The organism is Streptomyces gottesmaniae, assembly GCF_031845845.1.
Taxonomy (GTDB): Bacteria; Actinomycetota; Actinomycetes; order Streptomycetales; family Streptomycetaceae; genus Streptomyces; species Streptomyces akebiae.
On sequence record NZ_JAVRFJ010000004.1, the window covers coordinates 218,145 to 233,026 of the forward strand.

A 14,882-nucleotide genomic window follows, 5' to 3' on the forward strand; every position below is an offset into this window, starting at 1 on the left:
CGGCGTCGGCGTCGGCGTCGGCGTCGGCAGAAAGCGGGACGCTAGCTGAGCGGGACGTCCGCGACACCCTTGAGGTGGCTGAACGTCTCGAGGGAGTACCGGCCGTGGTACCGGCCCATGCCGCTTTCGCCGACGCCACCGAAAGGCAGGCCGGTCATGAGCAGTTGCATCACCGGCTGGCCCCACGCGACGCCGCCGGAGGACGTCTCGTTCAGCAGGCGGGACTTGACGGCTTCGGACTCGGTGAAGGCGTAGAGGGCGAGGGGCTTGTCGCGTTCGTTGATGAAGGCGATGGCGGCATCGAGGTCTTCGACTTCGACGACGGCGAGGATCGGGCCGAAGATCTCCTCCTGCATGACCGGCGATGCGGGGTCGACGTCGGTGAGCACGGTCGGTGCGATGAACAGGTCGTCGCGGTCGTGCTCGCCTCCCACCGCCGCCCGGCCGGAATCCAGCAGACGCGTGAGCCGGTCGAAGTGCCGCTCGTTGATGATCCGGCCGAAGCCGGACGAGGTCTGCGGGCTGGAGCCGAACTGGGCGTCGACCGCCGCGCGCAGGGCGGGGACCAGTGCGGCGGCGGTGGCAGGATCGGCCAGCACGTAGTCCGGAGCAATGCACTGCTGCCCCGCGTTGCCGAACTTGGCGCCGACCAGTCGCTTCGCGGTCTCGTCCACGTCGGCGTCGGGCGCCACGAAGACCGGTGACTTGCCTCCGAGTTCGAGCGTGACGGGGGTGAGGTTCTTGGCGGCCGCGGCCATGACGATCCGGCCGACGGCGCCATTGCCGGTGTAGAAGATGTGGTCGAAACGCTGTGCCAGGAGAGCCGTGGTCTCCTCGGCGCCCCCTTCGACGACGGTGAGCACGTCGGCGTCGAAGTACTGTCGCAGGAGGCGTGAAGCGACCGCCGAGGTGTGCACCGAGATCTCGCTCGGCTTGGCCACCACGGTGTTCCCTGCGGCCAGTGCGCCGATGACGGGGTCGATGAGAAGGTGCAGCGGGAAGTTCCAGGGAGCGATCACCAGGACGACCCCGAGCGGGTCGTACGTGGTGTAGGCCGTGGTCGTGGGACCGAAGTGGGCGGGAACCTCCACCGGGCGGGGCTGAAGCCAGCTCTCGAGGTTCGCCAGCGTCTCGTCGATGTCGGCGACGGTGAAGTCGATCTCCTGCGTCTTCGCCTCGGCCGCGTTCTTCCTCAGATCCGCCCAGAGCGCCTCGAGCAGCTCCTGCTCGTTCTCGACCAGCAGTGCCCGCAGCCGCTGCAGCTGGTCGACGCGCCAGTCCAGCCCGCGGGTGACACCGGTGTTGAACGTCGCACGAAGGCGGCCGACCACCTCCGCCGCCGTCTCGCTCCGGGGCGTCCTCGACTCGGTCGCCTGTGTTGTGGTCATGGGGTTACTCCGTTCTTGATGCACGCCACGCCGTCCAAGGCGTCGGCCTGCGGTGGTACCGGTGATGTGGTGGGTGACGGATGACGGCTTGTGCTTCAACGGCCCCTGGAATCCGCCTCGTCCGCTGGGGCCCTCACTCGCTCGACCGGTCTCAGATGGTCGCCGTGTCGATCACGAACCGGTAGCGCACATCGCTGGCGGTGACCCGCTCGTACGCCTCGTTGATCTCGGATGCGGTGATCAGCTCGATCTCCGCGCCGATGCCGTGCGCGGCGCAGAAGTCGAGCATCTCCTGCGTCTCGGGAATGCCGCCGATCATCGATCCGGCGAGGATCTTGTTGCCGACGATGAGGGAGAACGGGTGGAAGGTGATGGGCTCTTCCGGGACGCCCACGTTCACCAGGGCGCCGCCCGTCCGGAGCAGGCTGAGGTAGGCGCCCAGGTCCAGTGGCGCCGACACCGTGGAGACGATCAGGTCGAAGGCGCCCGCGAGTTCCTCGAACGTCTTCGGATCACTGGTCGCGTAGTAGTGGTCGGCGCCCAGCTTCAGGCCGTCGTCCTTCTTGCGCAGCGACTGGGAGAGGACCGTGACCTCCGCGCCGAGCGCGTGCGCGATCTTGACGCCCACGTGACCGAGACCGCCCAGACCGACCACGGCGACCTTCCTGCCCGGGCCCGCGCCCCACTGCTTGAGCGGCGCGTACGTGGTGATGCCCGCGCACAGCAGCGGCGCGGCGACGTCCAGGGACAGCCCGTCGGGGATACGGACCACGAAGTTCTCGTCGACGACGACGTGCGTGGCGTAGCCGCCGTAGGTGACCTCGCCGTCACGACCGATGCCGTTGTACGTCTGAACAGCCCCCCGTACACAGTGCTGTTCCTGGCCGGCCTCGCAGTTCTCGCACTCGCGGCACGAGTCGACCATGCAGCCGACACCCACACGGTCGCCGACCTTGTACTTGGTCACGCCGGGGCCGACCTCGGAGACGACACCCGCGATCTCGTGGCCCGGGACCATCGGGAAGATCGCCTCGCCCCAGCCCTCGCGGACCAGGTGGATGTCCGAGTGGCAGATGCCGGCGAACTTGATGTCGATCAGTACGTCGAACTCGCGCACCGCCCGACGTTCGATGGTGCTGCGCTCCAAGGGAGCCTTGGCGGCGGGGGCAGCGTACGCAGCGACAGTGGTCATGCCGATGGTTCTCCTAGCTGAGGTTCCCTGTCCGGCCGCCTTCCGGCCGGGCACAGTGGCCAGCGTCCCGGCCGGGCCGGCATCCACCCAGGCCACGGATTTGCGTATGCCCGCGATGCCTACCACTGGCTGGGTCAGGCTGGTGTGCCTCCGACCGGGGATACTCAAGGCATGGACGAATACCCCGAACCGGTGTACGAGCCCGCCGTCGGCGCTGTGGACCCGCGTGCCGAGCTCAGCGAGTTCCTGCGCACCCGGCGGGCCCGGCTGAAGCCGGAGGACGTGGGGCTGCGCAGCTTCGGCCGGTACCGGCGGGTTCCGGGGCTGCGCCGCGAGGAGCTGGCGCAGCTGGCCGGAGTGTCCGTGGCGTACTACACGCGGCTGGAACAGGGCAACGGGCGGCACGTGTCCGCGGAGGTCCTCGACGCCATCGCCCGCGCGCTCAGGCTGAGCGACGCCGAGCACGCCCACCTCACACACCTGGCGAAGCCGAGACAGCACCAGAAGAAGCCGGCCGGCCGCACCCAGCAGGTGCGGGGCCACCTGCGGACGCTGCTGGACACCATGGACGGCGTCCCGGCGATTCTCGTGGGGCGGCGCTCGGACATCCTTGCCTGGAACCGGATGGCCGCGGCGGTGTTCGGCGACTGGGCCGAGCTGCCCACGCAGGAGCGGAACTGGGCACGGCTGGTGTTCCTGAAGCCCGAGTACCGCGACCTGTTCGTGGACTGGGAGCACAAAGCGAACGACGTCGTCTCTCAGCTGCGTATGGACGCCGGCTCCCATCCGGACGACCCCCGGCTGTCCGCGCTGGTGGGCGAACTCTCCGTGAAGAGCGCGGAGTTCAGGCGACTGTGGGCCACCCACGACGTCAAGGAGAAGTGCCACAGCGTCCAGCGCCTGCACCACCCGCTCGTCGGCGAACTCGACCTCCGCGTCGAGTCGTTTCACCAGGCCGACGCCCACGAACCGATGCTGGTGACCTACCACGCCGAACCGGGATCCCCGTCCGCGGAGGCACTACGACTGCTGGCCAGCTGGGGCGCCGACGCGACAAGGTCGGGAGCCGGGATGCCGCCGGCACGCACGGCTTGATGTACCCGGGGCGTCGCCGGACTCCACGAGCTCCGCGAGCTCCACGAGGGTGAGGCGCACATCGTCGACGTCGCGGCCGGTGGCGACCGCCAGACGGTCGAGGGAGGTGAGGACCTCCTGCGGCTCACCCAGGTCGTCGACCAGGTGCTTGATCAGCCCATCGACGAGCGGGCCGGTGCGCAGGGTCCAGCGGATCCGGTCGAGCCGCCTGGTGAGTTCGGCGTCCAGAGACAGCAGGTCACCGAAACGCGGCGCTACGGGGCATCGACCAACGGGTGCCGCTCGGTGTTCCTCGCGGCGCGCCGGACTCCAGGTCAGGCGGAGCTCGGACAGGTCCCGCACTGGCGCGGGCACCGGGAAGCCGACAGCCGACAGCCGACAGCCGACAGCCGACAGCCGACAGCCGTGAGCATGGCGCCGAACTTCTCCCAGCGGTTCGCCTCACACGCTTCGCGTCCTTCCGGTGCCTCCTCGCAGTCCCACTCCTCGTCAGGCCACGAGAACGTGAGCGCGCCGTCGAGACTGCCGCCGACCACGTCCCAGTGTCGTCGAAGATCTCCCGCAGGAGTTCGTCCAGGGAACCCGTGCAGCCGGGCTGGCTCGCGGTGCCGATCAGCATCGTCAGTGGGAGCCCTGACGGGCAGGACGTGGTCCCAACCCGAAGCCCAACCGGTCACTGCGCGTCGCCATGTCCCGGCGCGGACCGGGCGCAGCCGGGTTCTCAGGCGCAGGACACCGACGTGCGTGCCCTGCCCTCCACGACCTGCAGCCCGCTGTCCGACGGTTCCAGGAGGCGTCGGTCGATCAGCATCGGGGGCGCGCCACCTCCCGTGCTCTTTCCAGTCCCGACCCACCTCGGCGCGGCGAATCTTGACCCAGTGCACACGGACCGCGTTTCGCGGTCGAGGAGCTGCTCACAGCCGGTTTCGGACGGCTGCGATGTCCACGAGAACGGAAGGCAGCCCCGCCGCCGCGGCTCCGAGGAGTGAACGACCGGCCGCGTCGGCGCCACCACCGCGGACCAGACTTGCCGAATCGGCAAATGTACTCGTCTCTTCGACAGTGTCTTGCACATGATCAGCGCAGAACCAACGGGGACGGCCGATGGCAGCCGGTCCTGGCGCAGCCCAAGCCGGTCCTGGAGGAGAGGTATGGCACAGCACAGCTCGGAGATCACGCACCGGTCGGTTGTTTCGCCGGGAGGTCGGATTCACCTCGTCGAGCAGGGAACCGGGCCCCTGGTGCTGCTCATCCACGGCTTCCCGGAGTCCTGGTACTCCTGGCGCCACCAGGTGCCGGTCCTGGCGGCGGCGGGGTACCGGGCGGTCGCCATCGACGTACGCGGTTACGGCCGCTCCTCCAAGCCGGCAGCGACGGATGCGTACCGGATGCTCGACCTGGTGGAGGACAACGTCGCGGTGGTGCGCGCTCTGGGTGAGGAGTCGGCAGTAGTCGTCGGCCACGACTGGGGCGCCACCGTCGCCGCATACTCCGCCCTGCTCAGGCCGGAGGTCTTCTGCTCGGTGGGATTGCTGAGCGTTCCCTACACCCCGCGTGGTGGACCCCGCCCCACGAGCGTCTTCGCCCAGATGGGCACAGACGAGGAGTTCTACGTCTCGTACTTCCAGGAGCCCGGCCGTGCCGAAGCCGAGATCGAACCCGATGTGCGCGGCTGGCTTGCAGGCTTCTACGCGGCACTATCCGCCGACACCATGCCCGCGGCCGACGCTCCGGACCCGCACTTCGTCAGCAGGGGTGGGACCCTGCGCGACCGGTTTCCCGCCGGCCGGCTGCCCGGCTGGCTCAGTGAGCAGGATCTCGACTTCTATGCCGCCGAGTTCGAGCGCACAGGTATGGCCGGCCCGCTGAACCGCTACCGGAACATGGACCGCGACTGGGAGGACCTCGCCGCCTTCGACGGCGCCCCCATCACCCAGCCCTCGCTGTTCGTCGGCGGCGGTCTGGACGCCTCCACGACCTGGCTGGCCGACGCGATCCGCGCCTACCCGGACACACTTCCAGGTCTGGTCTCCTCCCACATCCTCGACGGCTGCGGCCACTGGATTCAGCAGGAACGCCCCGCCGAGGTCAACCAGATTCTCACCAACTGGCTGGCCGCGCTGCCTTGTTGATGCACTCGCACAGGGCCCTCCGGTGCCGTCGGAAGATGGGGTCTGGCTCAGCTTCTGTGCAGTGATCACCGGTAGTCAGATCTTCGAAGCGAGACGGTACGGGACCCTGCGGCCCGAGGAGCACCGGCTCTCCGCGACCTCCTCCTCCAGCCGGCGCGGCACAGCGGCGATGCCCCGCTCGTGTGCCCGTTTGCCCATAGCCTGCTCGTCAGTCCCCCAGGTTTTCTGGCGGCACGGCCGCTGTCACCGCTGCGGGCAGCCGGCCGTTCAGGATTTCCTGGAGCGGCAGCGACAGCCCGAAGTGCTGCTGCAAGGCGGTCAGGGTCGCGCGCAACGAGTCGAACTCCTCGCTCCCGTCATCATTGAGGAGTCCGGCTTCTGCGAACGCCGGGAGCAGGAACGCCAAGCCCCCGTCCGGGGTGTCGCCGATGTCGAAGCGACCGACCGTTTGTCCGTCGCGGTAGTACCAGCATTCCCTGGGCGGGTCGTCCGGCTTCGGGGTCAGGTGCAAGACCTCAACCCCGTCGGCGGAGACGTCGGGGTGAGCCCACCAAGCCTTGGAGGGCCAGCCCTGCTCCACCGCATACGACCAGCCCGCGCATTCGCCAAAGCGGGCTACCCGGGCTGATTCGCGGTCGTTGAACGTCAGCCGCTCGGCTTCAGCGAAGGTGATCGGGTCGAGCACTTCTCCGGGCCGGGCACCAAGCCGGACCACGAGATCGCGTGGGCTGATGCCGCGTGCGAAGGTGACGAACAGGATGGGAGCGTCTCCACGCCAGGCGTCGGCCAGCCATGTGATGCCTTCGTTCAATGTCTTCCCCACCCAGTACTCGTCCTTGGCCAGCAGACGGTACTTCGATGCCGAGGAGAACGTTCCGGAGAACGCGTGCGCGACAGCTGCCGACGTCTTGGCGAAGTTCATCACGCAGGTCGGCTCATAGGCCGAGAACACGCATCCGGGGTATTCCCGGCGACCGGCAGGGCTGAGTCGTCCCAAAAGGGGTAGCCGAGACAAGAGAAGCACTGGCCAGTACCGAGGGATGGAGCCGCATGCCACGCATGATGGAACGTATCAAGCAGTTCGCACGGAGCCCGCAGGGGCGTCGTGCGGCCGAGCAGGCGCGGCGGGCCGCTGCCGACCCCCGTCGTCGGCGCCAGGCCAAGAGTCTGCTGGGCAAGCTCCGCGGCCGTCACTGACCGTATCCGCTATCCGCCCTGCACAAGACTGCAGGTGGCGAACAGGCAGCCTGAGCCGCCTTTAAGCCGGCTTTGTCCTCGAAGGCGAGCCATACTCCACGCGTCGCCGCGAGCCTTCGGCGCACGGCCACACCTCCTTGACCCACCCGGCCACCGCCTCGTAGTCCCTCTCGATCACCCGTCGGGCCGGGACCTGGAAGGACCAGCCGTTGCAGATCAGCGCGGGCCCGGTGTCCGGGCAGACGTTGCGCGGGAGCACCTCGCCGGGCCGGACGGCGGTGAGGTAACGAACACGGGCCCGGACACACCGTTGAGCAGCCGGCCAGTCAGCAGTCGGGCGGGCGCTACCGGCGCGTCCCACCCGAACGGGCTCACGGTCTCGCAGAGCATCTTCCACAGAGTCTTCTCCCGCAGGTGGACGTCTCGGCTGGCTATCAGCAGGTCAACGGCCAACTTCGAGCGCACCGGGGTGTCCGAGTCCGGCGGCGGCCGCCGCTTCGCCCAGGCCGGATCCTCGCCCCCAGCGCGCTCGCGCTCCGCACACCAGCCCGTCCAGGACAGCACCGCGCCGCGGCGGCTTGCTGACACCTCCTCGAACCGCGACATCGGTGACCGCTCCTATGCGCCGCAGTCACACTGGGCGGCGGACGGCTGGCGGATCGAGTTCCGCTGGATGCGCACACACGAGGACTCGGCCTCGGTGGCCCGGCGGCGGGCGTCATGAGCATGACGCGGTACTTCTCTGGCGGTTGGGGGTGAGCCGCTCACGGACTTGCCCCTCCTCCGCTGCCGGCCACTCGTCATCCGGCGTCGGCACGGGCTGTCGGACCGGTGAGACGCTCCGGTCGTGAGAACTTCTACATCCCACCCGGGCCTGGCGCCGTGTCCGCTTCGCCGTCCAGACGTAGTCCGGCGACCTCAGTGACCTGCGGGTCGGATTAGGTCCTCGTCAGGTCGGCGCGGAAGATCTTGACGATGCCCGCGTCCCAGAACAGCCGCAGGGTCCGCTGAGTCCGGTGAACGCCCTCGTCGATGTGCTGATCCTGCCACCGGGCCGGCGCATCACGGGACGACGTCGCAGGGTGCCGCCGCTGGCCGGGCTGCGATGGGCGGGACGCGCATTGCGCCCGGACGCTGGCGGTGTCCTGTGCCGAAGCGCTTCAGTCTTTCGGCCGAAGCTTCTCCACCGCGGCCAGCAGGTTGTTCTCCACCGCGAGCAGTTGGTCGAGGAGTTCGCGCTGTCTGTCAGCGGGCGCGTCGGCAACCGTCAACTGCTCCAGCCGGTTCCAGACGTCCTCCACCTGTCGGCGCAGCACCTGGCTGGCGACCGTGGGCTCGATGAGGCACGCTCGCTTGTCGGTCGGGTCGGGGCCGCGCCGCACGAAGCCGGCCTTTTCCAGACGTTGGACGGTGCGGGTCATCGTGGCGGCGTCGGAGTCGAGCACCTTGGCCAGCTCTGTCTGGCGCTGCGCCCCCGTCTCCCACAGGTGCATCATGACCAACTCCTGACCGGGATACAGTCCCACGTCGCGCAACAGGGAGCCGGCCAGCATGCGGTGGATCCGTGCGACGCGGAAGATCGCGTGGCTGACGGGACCGCTCACAGCCGAAGCTGGTTGGGTGATCCGCTCGCTGGACACTTCGGCCATGAACACACAACCTTTCCTCGCGCTGAGGGCGTGCCCCGCACCCGCACTCAGCCGCTTGCACCTTACAGCGGAATATGTCCGATCAAGTAAGTCGCTCTCGGGTTCCGCTTGGGGTTGCCCGCGCTCTGGCCGCCCCCCTTCCCGTCATGACGCGCTCTTGGCTGCGGCGCCCGAGCGGCCTTCCACGTGGGGGCGGCGGCTCGCCGTTCAGCGGGGCGGCCCGATGACGACCTGGCCGTAGAGGTCGGCTGCTTCAGCCAGCTTCAGGGGATCCAGCGTGAAGTCCTCCGGCCGCGGCGTGCTCACATCGCGCCCCGCATGACGGAACATGCCCTCGATCCCTCCCGGCGTCGCGATCATCAGCAGGTCGGCGGTGTCGGAGGTGATGCGGTATCCGTGCGGGATGTTGCGAGGTAGGTAGACGATCCCGCCCTCGGTCATTTCCATCTCCTCGCCCCCCGCCCACAGCAGGGCGCTGCCGGACAGAAGCATGAAGACCTCGTCCTCGCGAGTGTGCATGTGGAAGGGAGGGGCCTCCCCCTTTTCGACCCGGAAGCGGCCGACGGTCAACTGGCCTTCGGTGGCCTGGCTGTCGAGGAGGACGGAGAACGTGCTCCCGTCGAGCCATTCGAGAGTCTGCTGCTCCGCCGCTTGTGCCAAGTACGGGATGCTCATGTGGATCATCTTCCTTCCGGTCAGCCCAGAGCAGGGCGCTGCGCCACGACATTTACTTGCTCGGACAAGTAATTGACTCACCTCACCGTACGGCATCACCTTGCTTGCAGCCAAAGGCATCGAGGTTGGGCATGCCTGAACACCGATAGGTCTTGCCTCGGTTCGGCCGTCCCAGGACATGGGGCGGCCGGCGCGTTCCGACCGTCCAAGCGGCGGTGGCGAGCGAGGATGCGGGCCGACGGAGCAGCCCGGCCAGGCGCCCTTCGGGGTGAAGGGCAAAGCGGGATCTCACCCTGCGCGCGAACCCCGCATGCCGCGCGGTCCGCACAAGGGTGGTTCGTCAGCGGCAGGCAGACCTTCGCGGTAGGCGCGCCCCGCCCCCTCCTGACCGCAGCGGCCCCCGGGTACCGCCTGCTTCGTGCGGCCGAGCAGGCCCGCAGAGGGCAGCGCCGGGCTAGGCAAACCAACTTGTGCGATTAAGGATACCCCTCTAGCCTGCGCTTAGTTGTTCGGCTAACTATATCTCCACCGGGAAGCGAGCGATGCACGACATGACTCGTCCCTTCGACCCCGTCAAGATCGGCCGCTCCACCCTGAAGAACCGCGCCGTCATGCCTCCCACGACCCGCAGCCGTGCTTACGGCCCCGATGCCAGCCCGACGCCGCTGATCGCCAAGGATCACGCCCCGCGAGCGAGCGCGGGAGTCATCGTCACCGAAGGCAACCAGCCGTGCGTCATCGGACAGGGGACTTCCCCTCCTTCGGGCAGTCGTTCATCGCCACCGCCGACCTGCCGCACCGTCTCGCCACGGGTGCGCCGTGCTTTGCCCGTCATGAGCAAGGCCATGGTGCCGACGCGGCCGATTACACCGACTCCCCCACTCCCACCTCTCAGCGAAGCCTGAACGGACACGGCAGTACGGACCCGAGGGCCGACGGGTGTCCGCCGCAGCCCCGCCGTCACCGATCGGACCAGACGGACAGCGAACCCCTCCTGGCGGCCCGCATCGTCACTGCCACCGGACCGTCCCCCCTCGGCACACAGCTCGTATCCACGGCCGCCGAGGCGCGTCGAAGGCCTGAGTCGGCGTTGTCGGCCCCCGCCGGTCCGGCGCGCTCTCGCCCGCGCACACCTTTGAACGGCCCCTCCCGAAGGAGTAGACATGCCTGACGATCACGACGATGACCTGCCCGACGGGTTTGCCCGCCATCGGATCACGGCCAACGGCACCGAACTGCATACCATCGTGGGCGGTGCCGGCGAGCCGGTGCTGCTGTTGCACGGCTGGCCCCAGACGTGGCGGGCCTGGCGGCACCTGATGCGGCCCCTGGCCGACCAGGGCTACACGGTGATCGCCCCTGACCTGCGGGGAACCGGCCGCTCGGCCCGGGCGGACAGCGGTTACGCCAAGGACGACCAGGCGGAGGACATGCGGCAGTTGCTCGCCGCACTGGACCTGCCCGGGCCCGTGCGCCTGGTGGGCCACGACATCGGCGGCATGGTCGCCTTCTCCTACGCCCGGCTGTACCCGGACCTGGTGCACCGACTCGCGCTGATCGATCTCGCCGTTCCCGGGCTCGGGCTCGAGAAAGCCATGAACCCGGCCACCGGCGGCTCCTTCCATTTCGGACTGTTCATGACCCGTGAGGCGCCCGAGCTCCTCCTCCGCGGCAATGAACGCAGGTTCTTCCAGTGGTGGTTCCCCCGGCTCTCGGCCGCGCCGGGAGTCTTCACCCCCGAGGAGATCGACGCCACCACCGCCTCCTACCGCGGGCACGATGCCCTGCGTGACGGATTCGAGCACTACCGGACCCTGGCAGAAGACGCTCGGGTCAACCGGGCCTGGGCCGACAGCGGCGAAGAACTCCGCGTCCCGCTGCTGGCGGTCGGCGGAGAGTACAACGCAGGCATCAGGGTTGCCGACAACCTGCGCCCTGTCGCACCGCACGTGGAGGCCGCAGTGGTCAAGGGCAGCGGACACTTCGTGCCCGAGGAGCGCCCGCAGGCGCTGCTGGACGAACTGGTCCCCTTCCTTGCCCGGCAGCGCGTTCGCCCGAGGTCAGCACAGTCCTGAGAGCCGGCCACCGGAACACCGGTGTGCCTGCCCGGACAACGCCGGACAGGCCCACCGTGCTGTCATCCCCGCCGGCCCCTCGCGGGCTCCGGACCGGCGGCGGACGCACGCTCACAGCGCCTCAGTCGCACGCGTAGGCGTCGAGAACGACGTCCTGACGTCGTTCTGTCGTTCTGTCGTTCATGACCTCTCCCACGTTCGGTGTGTCATAGCCGCTGTGAAAGGCCGACCCGGTGTAACCGGTGTGGGCGGTGACCCTTGGCGCAGTGGTGGCTCAGTCGTTCGCCCCAGGCATGGCGTCCAGGAACCGCGCGACGGGGCCGAAGTCGAGCAGTCCGCTCTGCGCGCCGGCCAGTTCCGCCGCCGCCGGCCGCAACTGCCGTGCGGCGCGTGTCATGACGTCTCGGTCGCCGACCGCCGTGGCCGCCCTGGCGGTGAGACCCCACATGGCTTCGAACATCAGGTCGCGGGGTGGTGAGGCGATGCCTTCCAGGGAGGCTCGCGCAGCCCGGGTGTCTCCCTCAGCGACCAGCAGAAGGGGGCGCACCCATGTCTCGTAGGGTCCCCAGTCGTCCTCGGCGTTCGACAGCGGCGGAAGACCGTGGCGCAGGCGCAGGCTCAGTTCGGCGAGCGGCAGCAGTCCGTGCTGGAGTCCCGGCATCCCCGCACCGTCCAGGGTGTCACCCGCTCGTCGGTAGGCCGTCTCCGCCTCGGCCAGGGGCCGCGTCGCGGCCGTGCGCAGGGCCCGGAACCAGGTGGTGAAGACCGTGACCAGGGGGAGGTCGTGCTGCTCGGCGAGCCGGTCGGCGGCGCGGGCGTGCCGGTCGGCACCCGCGAAGTCAGACACGGCGCAGAGGGACTGGAGGCGGATGAGGTGACCGAGGATCTCGTAGGTGACCAGGTCACCCCGCTGGGAGACCGCGATCAGCTCGGCGCCGATGGCATCCCGGCGTGCCGAGAGACCGGCACGCTGGAAGCTCTGCATGAAGATCCCGTTGAGCGCGAAGGCGAGGAGCGGCGTGCTGTCCAGTCGGCGGGCGAGCTGCTCGGCCTGCGCCGCCGCCTGAAAGGCGCGCGCTCGCTCCCCGGTGGCCGCCCGGTCGGGCGGCAGGGTTCCCCGGGTCTCCACGGCGATGGTGGCCAGGAGCCGGCAGCGGGCCGCGTCGTGGCCGTCCGGCGGCAGGGCCCGCAGCGTTCGCTCGGCCGCGGCCACCAGCCAGTCGGCTTGTTCGGGGTCGTCGGAGCGGGTCCACACGGCGGGGACGTCGTAGATGCCGATGACACGGGCGGTGATCTCCGGGTCCCCGAGCTGTTCGGCCGCGGCGACGGCCGCCACCCGGTGGCGCCGGGCCGCTTCGAGTCCTGTGCCGCCGGTCACCGCCAGGTCTCGCATCAGTCCTGCGGTTGATTCCAGTCTGGCGGGCGCGGAAGGGGGCACCGCACGCTCGTAGTCGGCAGCGGCCTGTGCCCAGACCTGGGCGGCCGGGCCGCCCGGACCCGGGTCGAGATGATCCGCCTGCCGCAGGAGGTCGGTCTCCAGACGGCGCAGTCTGGGCCCGGGTTCGATGCCCATCCGGTCGCGCAGCGTGCTGCGGGCGCGCCGCACGACGGACAGCGCCTCGGCTTGGCGCCCCGACCGGTACAGGGCCAGGGCGAGCAGGTGCCAGCCGTTCTCGCGCCAGGGGTGCTCGCTGATGTAGGTGTCCAGCTCCGGAACGGCCTCGGCCGCACCGCCCAGGGCGAGTCGCGCCTCGGCGCGGATCTCGACGGCCCGGCATTCCAGATCGGTCAGCCGGGCGCGCTCGGCGCGTACCCAGGGGGCGTCCGGCACGTCGGCGTAGGCGGGGCCTCGCCAGCGGCCCAGCGCCTCGGTGAGCCGGCGTACGGTCTCGGTCGGCGGCAGGTCCGCGACCGTGTGGACCGCGTGCTCGAAACCCCAGGCGTCCACGTGCTCGTCCGCGGCTTTCAGGGCGTAGCCCGGGCCCTCGGTGACCAGTAGCCGGGGCCGGGCGCGCGGAGGGCGGTCGGGTTCCAGCGCGCGGCGCAGTGCGGCCACGAAGGTGCGCAGGGTGCTGACGGCTTCGGTCGGCGGCTCGTCCCACAGGTCCTCGACCAGGCGGCCGACCGGCACGACGCGGCGGCGGGCGACGACGAGTCGGGCCAGGACCGCCCGGTGCATCGGGCCTCTGAGACGGACGGGCTCACCCTCCGCGTCCCAGGCCGCGACCGGGCCCAGGACACCCAGGTCCACGTGCATCTTCGTCGTCCGCTCCCCCGAGATCCGGAGCCCAACGTACAGCGTGCTCATCGGTTGCTCATCCACGGCGCCGAGGGTGGGGATGTCCAAGGCGGCCGCCCGGTGGCGCCGCTCCCTCTTCGCACGGAACGAGTCCTGCCATGTCTCCCACCCTCCCCGGCTTCGCCTACCAGCGCGTGCGTGTCGCTGACGGCGTCTCCCTGAACGTCGCCGTCGGCGGTTCGGGCACCCCCGTGGTGCTCCTCCACGGCTTCCCGCAGACCCACCTGATGTGGCGGGGGGTCGCCCCCGAACTGGCCCGGGACCACACGGTCATCTGCCCCGACCTGCGCGGCTACGGCGACAGCGACAAGCCGACCGAGGACGGCCCGGACGCCTATTCCAAGCGGACCATGGCGCAGGACGTCGTCACGCTCGCCAAGGAGCTGGGGTTCGACCGCTTCGCTCTGGCGGGTCACGACCGTGGCGCGCTGGTGGCCTTCCGCGCCGGCCTGGACCACCCGGAGGCCGTCAGCCACCTGGCCTGCCTGGACGTCCTGCCCACCCTCGACATGTGGGAGGCGCTCCACGGCGTCACCGCGGCCGTCGGCTTCCACCTCTACCTCATGGCGCAGCCGCCCGGCCTGCCGGAGAGGATGATCCAGGCCAGTTCCGACGAATTCTTCGGCCACTTCCTCGACGCGTGGGCCAACCGGTCCGAGGCCATCCCCGCTGACATCCGCGACGCCTACCTCGCGGCTTGCCGCAACGCCATCCCGTCGATCGTCGCGGACTACCGGGCGTCCGCGGGCATCGACGTGGAGCACGACCGGGCCGACCGGGCCGCCGGCCGTCAGCTGGCCATGCCCCTGACCGTGCTCCAGCAGGACTGGGGAGCCGCGCTCGGCTACGAGGCGGCCGCGCTGTGGGGCGCCTGGGCCGATGACCTGAACCATCTCACGGTGTCCTCCGGCCACTTCATGGCCGAGGAGGCCCCGGCGGACATCGTGGAGGCGTTCCGGGAATTGCTGACGCGCTGACCCGGAAGGGGGTCCGGTGACGCGTCGGCCCGCGCGCCTGTCGCCTCTCCTGCTCGACGCCGCGCACCTGCTGCGGGAACCCCTCACTGCGGTAGTGGCCGCGTGAACTCGGTGCAGCTCTCGCGCGGCCACCGATGCCCTTGCGGTGCGCGACCGGGCGCCAGGGGGTTCACCGCCCTCATGCCTGGGTGCGCCGGGCCGGC

13 protein-coding genes and 2 pseudogenes are annotated in these 14,882 nt (G+C 69.8%); 6 read left to right on the top strand and 9 right to left on the bottom strand.

Annotated features, from left to right (window positions below; translation table 11 throughout):
• Positions 1-41: 41 nt before the first annotated feature.
• Positions 42-1,412 carry an aldehyde dehydrogenase family protein gene (locus tag RM704_RS06895; protein WP_311590144.1) on the bottom strand — a complete coding sequence of 457 codons (1,371 nt, stop codon included), beginning with the start codon at positions 1,410-1,412 and terminating at the stop codon, positions 42-44.
• A 127-nt stretch (positions 1,413-1,539) separates the two neighbouring features.
• Complete coding sequence (locus RM704_RS06900) at positions 1,540-2,580, bottom strand: NAD(P)-dependent alcohol dehydrogenase (RefSeq protein ID WP_033532096.1); 1,041 nt, start codon at positions 2,578-2,580, stop codon at positions 1,540-1,542.
• A gap of 171 nt (positions 2,581-2,751) precedes the next feature.
• On the opposite strand from RM704_RS06900, the gene RM704_RS06905 reads away from it, so the two are divergent.
• Positions 2,752-3,675 carry an MmyB family transcriptional regulator gene (locus RM704_RS06905; protein WP_033532095.1) on the top strand — a complete coding sequence of 308 codons (924 nt, stop codon included), beginning with the start codon at positions 2,752-2,754 and terminating at the stop codon, positions 3,673-3,675.
• Here the strand turns inward: RM704_RS06905 and RM704_RS45155 are convergent.
• On the bottom strand, positions 3,601-4,107 hold the full coding sequence (locus RM704_RS45155) for a DUF6042 family protein (protein WP_369015701.1): 507 nt from the start codon (positions 4,105-4,107) through the stop codon (positions 3,601-3,603). The two genes, RM704_RS06905 and RM704_RS45155, sit on opposite strands and share 75 nt — an antisense overlap.
• Before the next feature lie 719 nt (positions 4,108-4,826).
• Here RM704_RS45155 and RM704_RS06910 point away from each other — a divergent pair.
• A complete protein-coding gene (locus RM704_RS06910; protein WP_033532093.1) occupies positions 4,827-5,807 on the top strand; it encodes an alpha/beta fold hydrolase in 981 nt (326 codons plus the stop codon).
• A 208-nt stretch (positions 5,808-6,015) separates the two neighbouring features.
• Here RM704_RS06910 and RM704_RS06915 read toward each other — a convergent pair whose 3' ends face one another.
• Entirely contained in the window at positions 6,016-6,759 is a 744-nt protein-coding gene (locus RM704_RS06915; RefSeq protein WP_311590150.1) for a hypothetical protein, read from the bottom strand.
• Positions 6,760-6,866: 107 nt separating this feature from the next.
• On the opposite strand from RM704_RS06915, the gene RM704_RS06920 reads away from it, so the two are divergent.
• Complete coding sequence (locus tag RM704_RS06920) at positions 6,867-7,004, top strand: hypothetical protein (RefSeq protein ID WP_192829871.1); 138 nt, start codon at positions 6,867-6,869, stop codon at positions 7,002-7,004.
• Between the two features lie 64 nt (positions 7,005-7,068).
• Here the strand turns inward: RM704_RS06920 and RM704_RS45510 are convergent.
• The 4 genes and pseudogenes from RM704_RS45510 to RM704_RS06935 all read right to left on the bottom strand — a co-directional run.
• Positions 7,069-7,215 (bottom strand): annotated as a pseudogene (locus RM704_RS45510) (helix-turn-helix domain-containing protein); the annotation flags it as partial.
• Positions 7,210-7,583 (bottom strand): annotated as a pseudogene (locus RM704_RS06925) (site-specific integrase); the annotation flags it as partial. The pseudogenes RM704_RS45510 and RM704_RS06925, both read right to left, overlap by 6 nt.
• Positions 7,584-8,164: 581 nt before the next feature.
• Positions 8,165-8,653: a MarR family winged helix-turn-helix transcriptional regulator gene (locus RM704_RS06930; RefSeq protein WP_033532268.1), complete on the bottom strand. Its 489-nt coding sequence runs from the start codon at positions 8,651-8,653 to the stop codon at positions 8,165-8,167.
• 207 nt (positions 8,654-8,860) lie between these two features.
• On the bottom strand, positions 8,861-9,328 hold the full coding sequence (locus tag RM704_RS06935; protein WP_033532267.1) for a cupin domain-containing protein: 468 nt from the start codon (positions 9,326-9,328) through the stop codon (positions 8,861-8,863).
• Between the two features lie 551 nt (positions 9,329-9,879).
• Here RM704_RS06935 and RM704_RS06940 point away from each other — a divergent pair.
• Positions 9,880-10,233 carry an oxidoreductase gene (locus RM704_RS06940; RefSeq protein WP_107072460.1) on the top strand — a complete coding sequence of 118 codons (354 nt, stop codon included), beginning with the start codon at positions 9,880-9,882 and terminating at the stop codon, positions 10,231-10,233.
• 258 nt (positions 10,234-10,491) lie between these two features.
• Positions 10,492-11,403 carry an alpha/beta fold hydrolase gene (locus RM704_RS06945; RefSeq protein ID WP_063774543.1) on the top strand — a complete coding sequence of 304 codons (912 nt, stop codon included), beginning with the start codon at positions 10,492-10,494 and terminating at the stop codon, positions 11,401-11,403.
• A 274-nt stretch (positions 11,404-11,677) separates the two neighbouring features.
• On the opposite strand, the gene RM704_RS06950 is transcribed toward RM704_RS06945, so the two are convergent.
• Positions 11,678-13,660: an AfsR/SARP family transcriptional regulator gene (locus RM704_RS06950; protein WP_033532265.1), complete on the bottom strand. Its 1,983-nt coding sequence runs from the start codon at positions 13,658-13,660 to the stop codon at positions 11,678-11,680.
• Between the two features lie 140 nt (positions 13,661-13,800).
• Here RM704_RS06950 and RM704_RS06955 point away from each other — a divergent pair, with 140 nt between their 5' ends.
• On the top strand, positions 13,801-14,679 hold the full coding sequence (locus RM704_RS06955; protein ID WP_033532092.1) for an alpha/beta hydrolase: 879 nt from the start codon (positions 13,801-13,803) through the stop codon (positions 14,677-14,679).
• Positions 14,680-14,882: the final 203 nt, after the last annotated feature.

Excerpts from the sequence above, each read along its gene's own strand:
- RM704_RS06955 (WP_033532092.1), top strand. The coding sequence starts at position 13,801 with ATGTCTCCCACCCTCCCCGGCTTCGCCTACCAGCGCGTGCGTGTCGCT.
- RM704_RS06910 (WP_033532093.1), top strand. The coding sequence starts at position 4,827 with ATGGCACAGCACAGCTCGGAGATCACGCACCGGTCGGTTGTTTCGCCG.
- RM704_RS06940 (WP_107072460.1), top strand. The coding sequence starts at position 9,880 with ATGACTCGTCCCTTCGACCCCGTCAAGATCGGCCGCTCCACCCTGAAG.
- RM704_RS06900 (WP_033532096.1), bottom strand. The coding sequence starts at position 2,580 with ATGACCACTGTCGCTGCGTACGCTGCCCCCGCCGCCAAGGCTCCCTTG.
- RM704_RS06945 (WP_063774543.1), top strand. The coding sequence starts at position 10,492 with ATGCCTGACGATCACGACGATGACCTGCCCGACGGGTTTGCCCGCCAT.
- RM704_RS06935 (WP_033532267.1), bottom strand. The coding sequence starts at position 9,328 with ATGAGCATCCCGTACTTGGCACAAGCGGCGGAGCAGCAGACTCTCGAA.
- RM704_RS06950 (WP_033532265.1), bottom strand. The coding sequence starts at position 13,660 with ATGCACGTGGACCTGGGTGTCCTGGGCCCGGTCGCGGCCTGGGACGCG.
- RM704_RS06905 (WP_033532095.1), top strand. The coding sequence starts at position 2,752 with ATGGACGAATACCCCGAACCGGTGTACGAGCCCGCCGTCGGCGCTGTG.
- RM704_RS06930 (WP_033532268.1), bottom strand. The coding sequence starts at position 8,653 with ATGGCCGAAGTGTCCAGCGAGCGGATCACCCAACCAGCTTCGGCTGTG.
- RM704_RS06920 (WP_192829871.1), top strand. The coding sequence starts at position 6,867 with ATGATGGAACGTATCAAGCAGTTCGCACGGAGCCCGCAGGGGCGTCGT.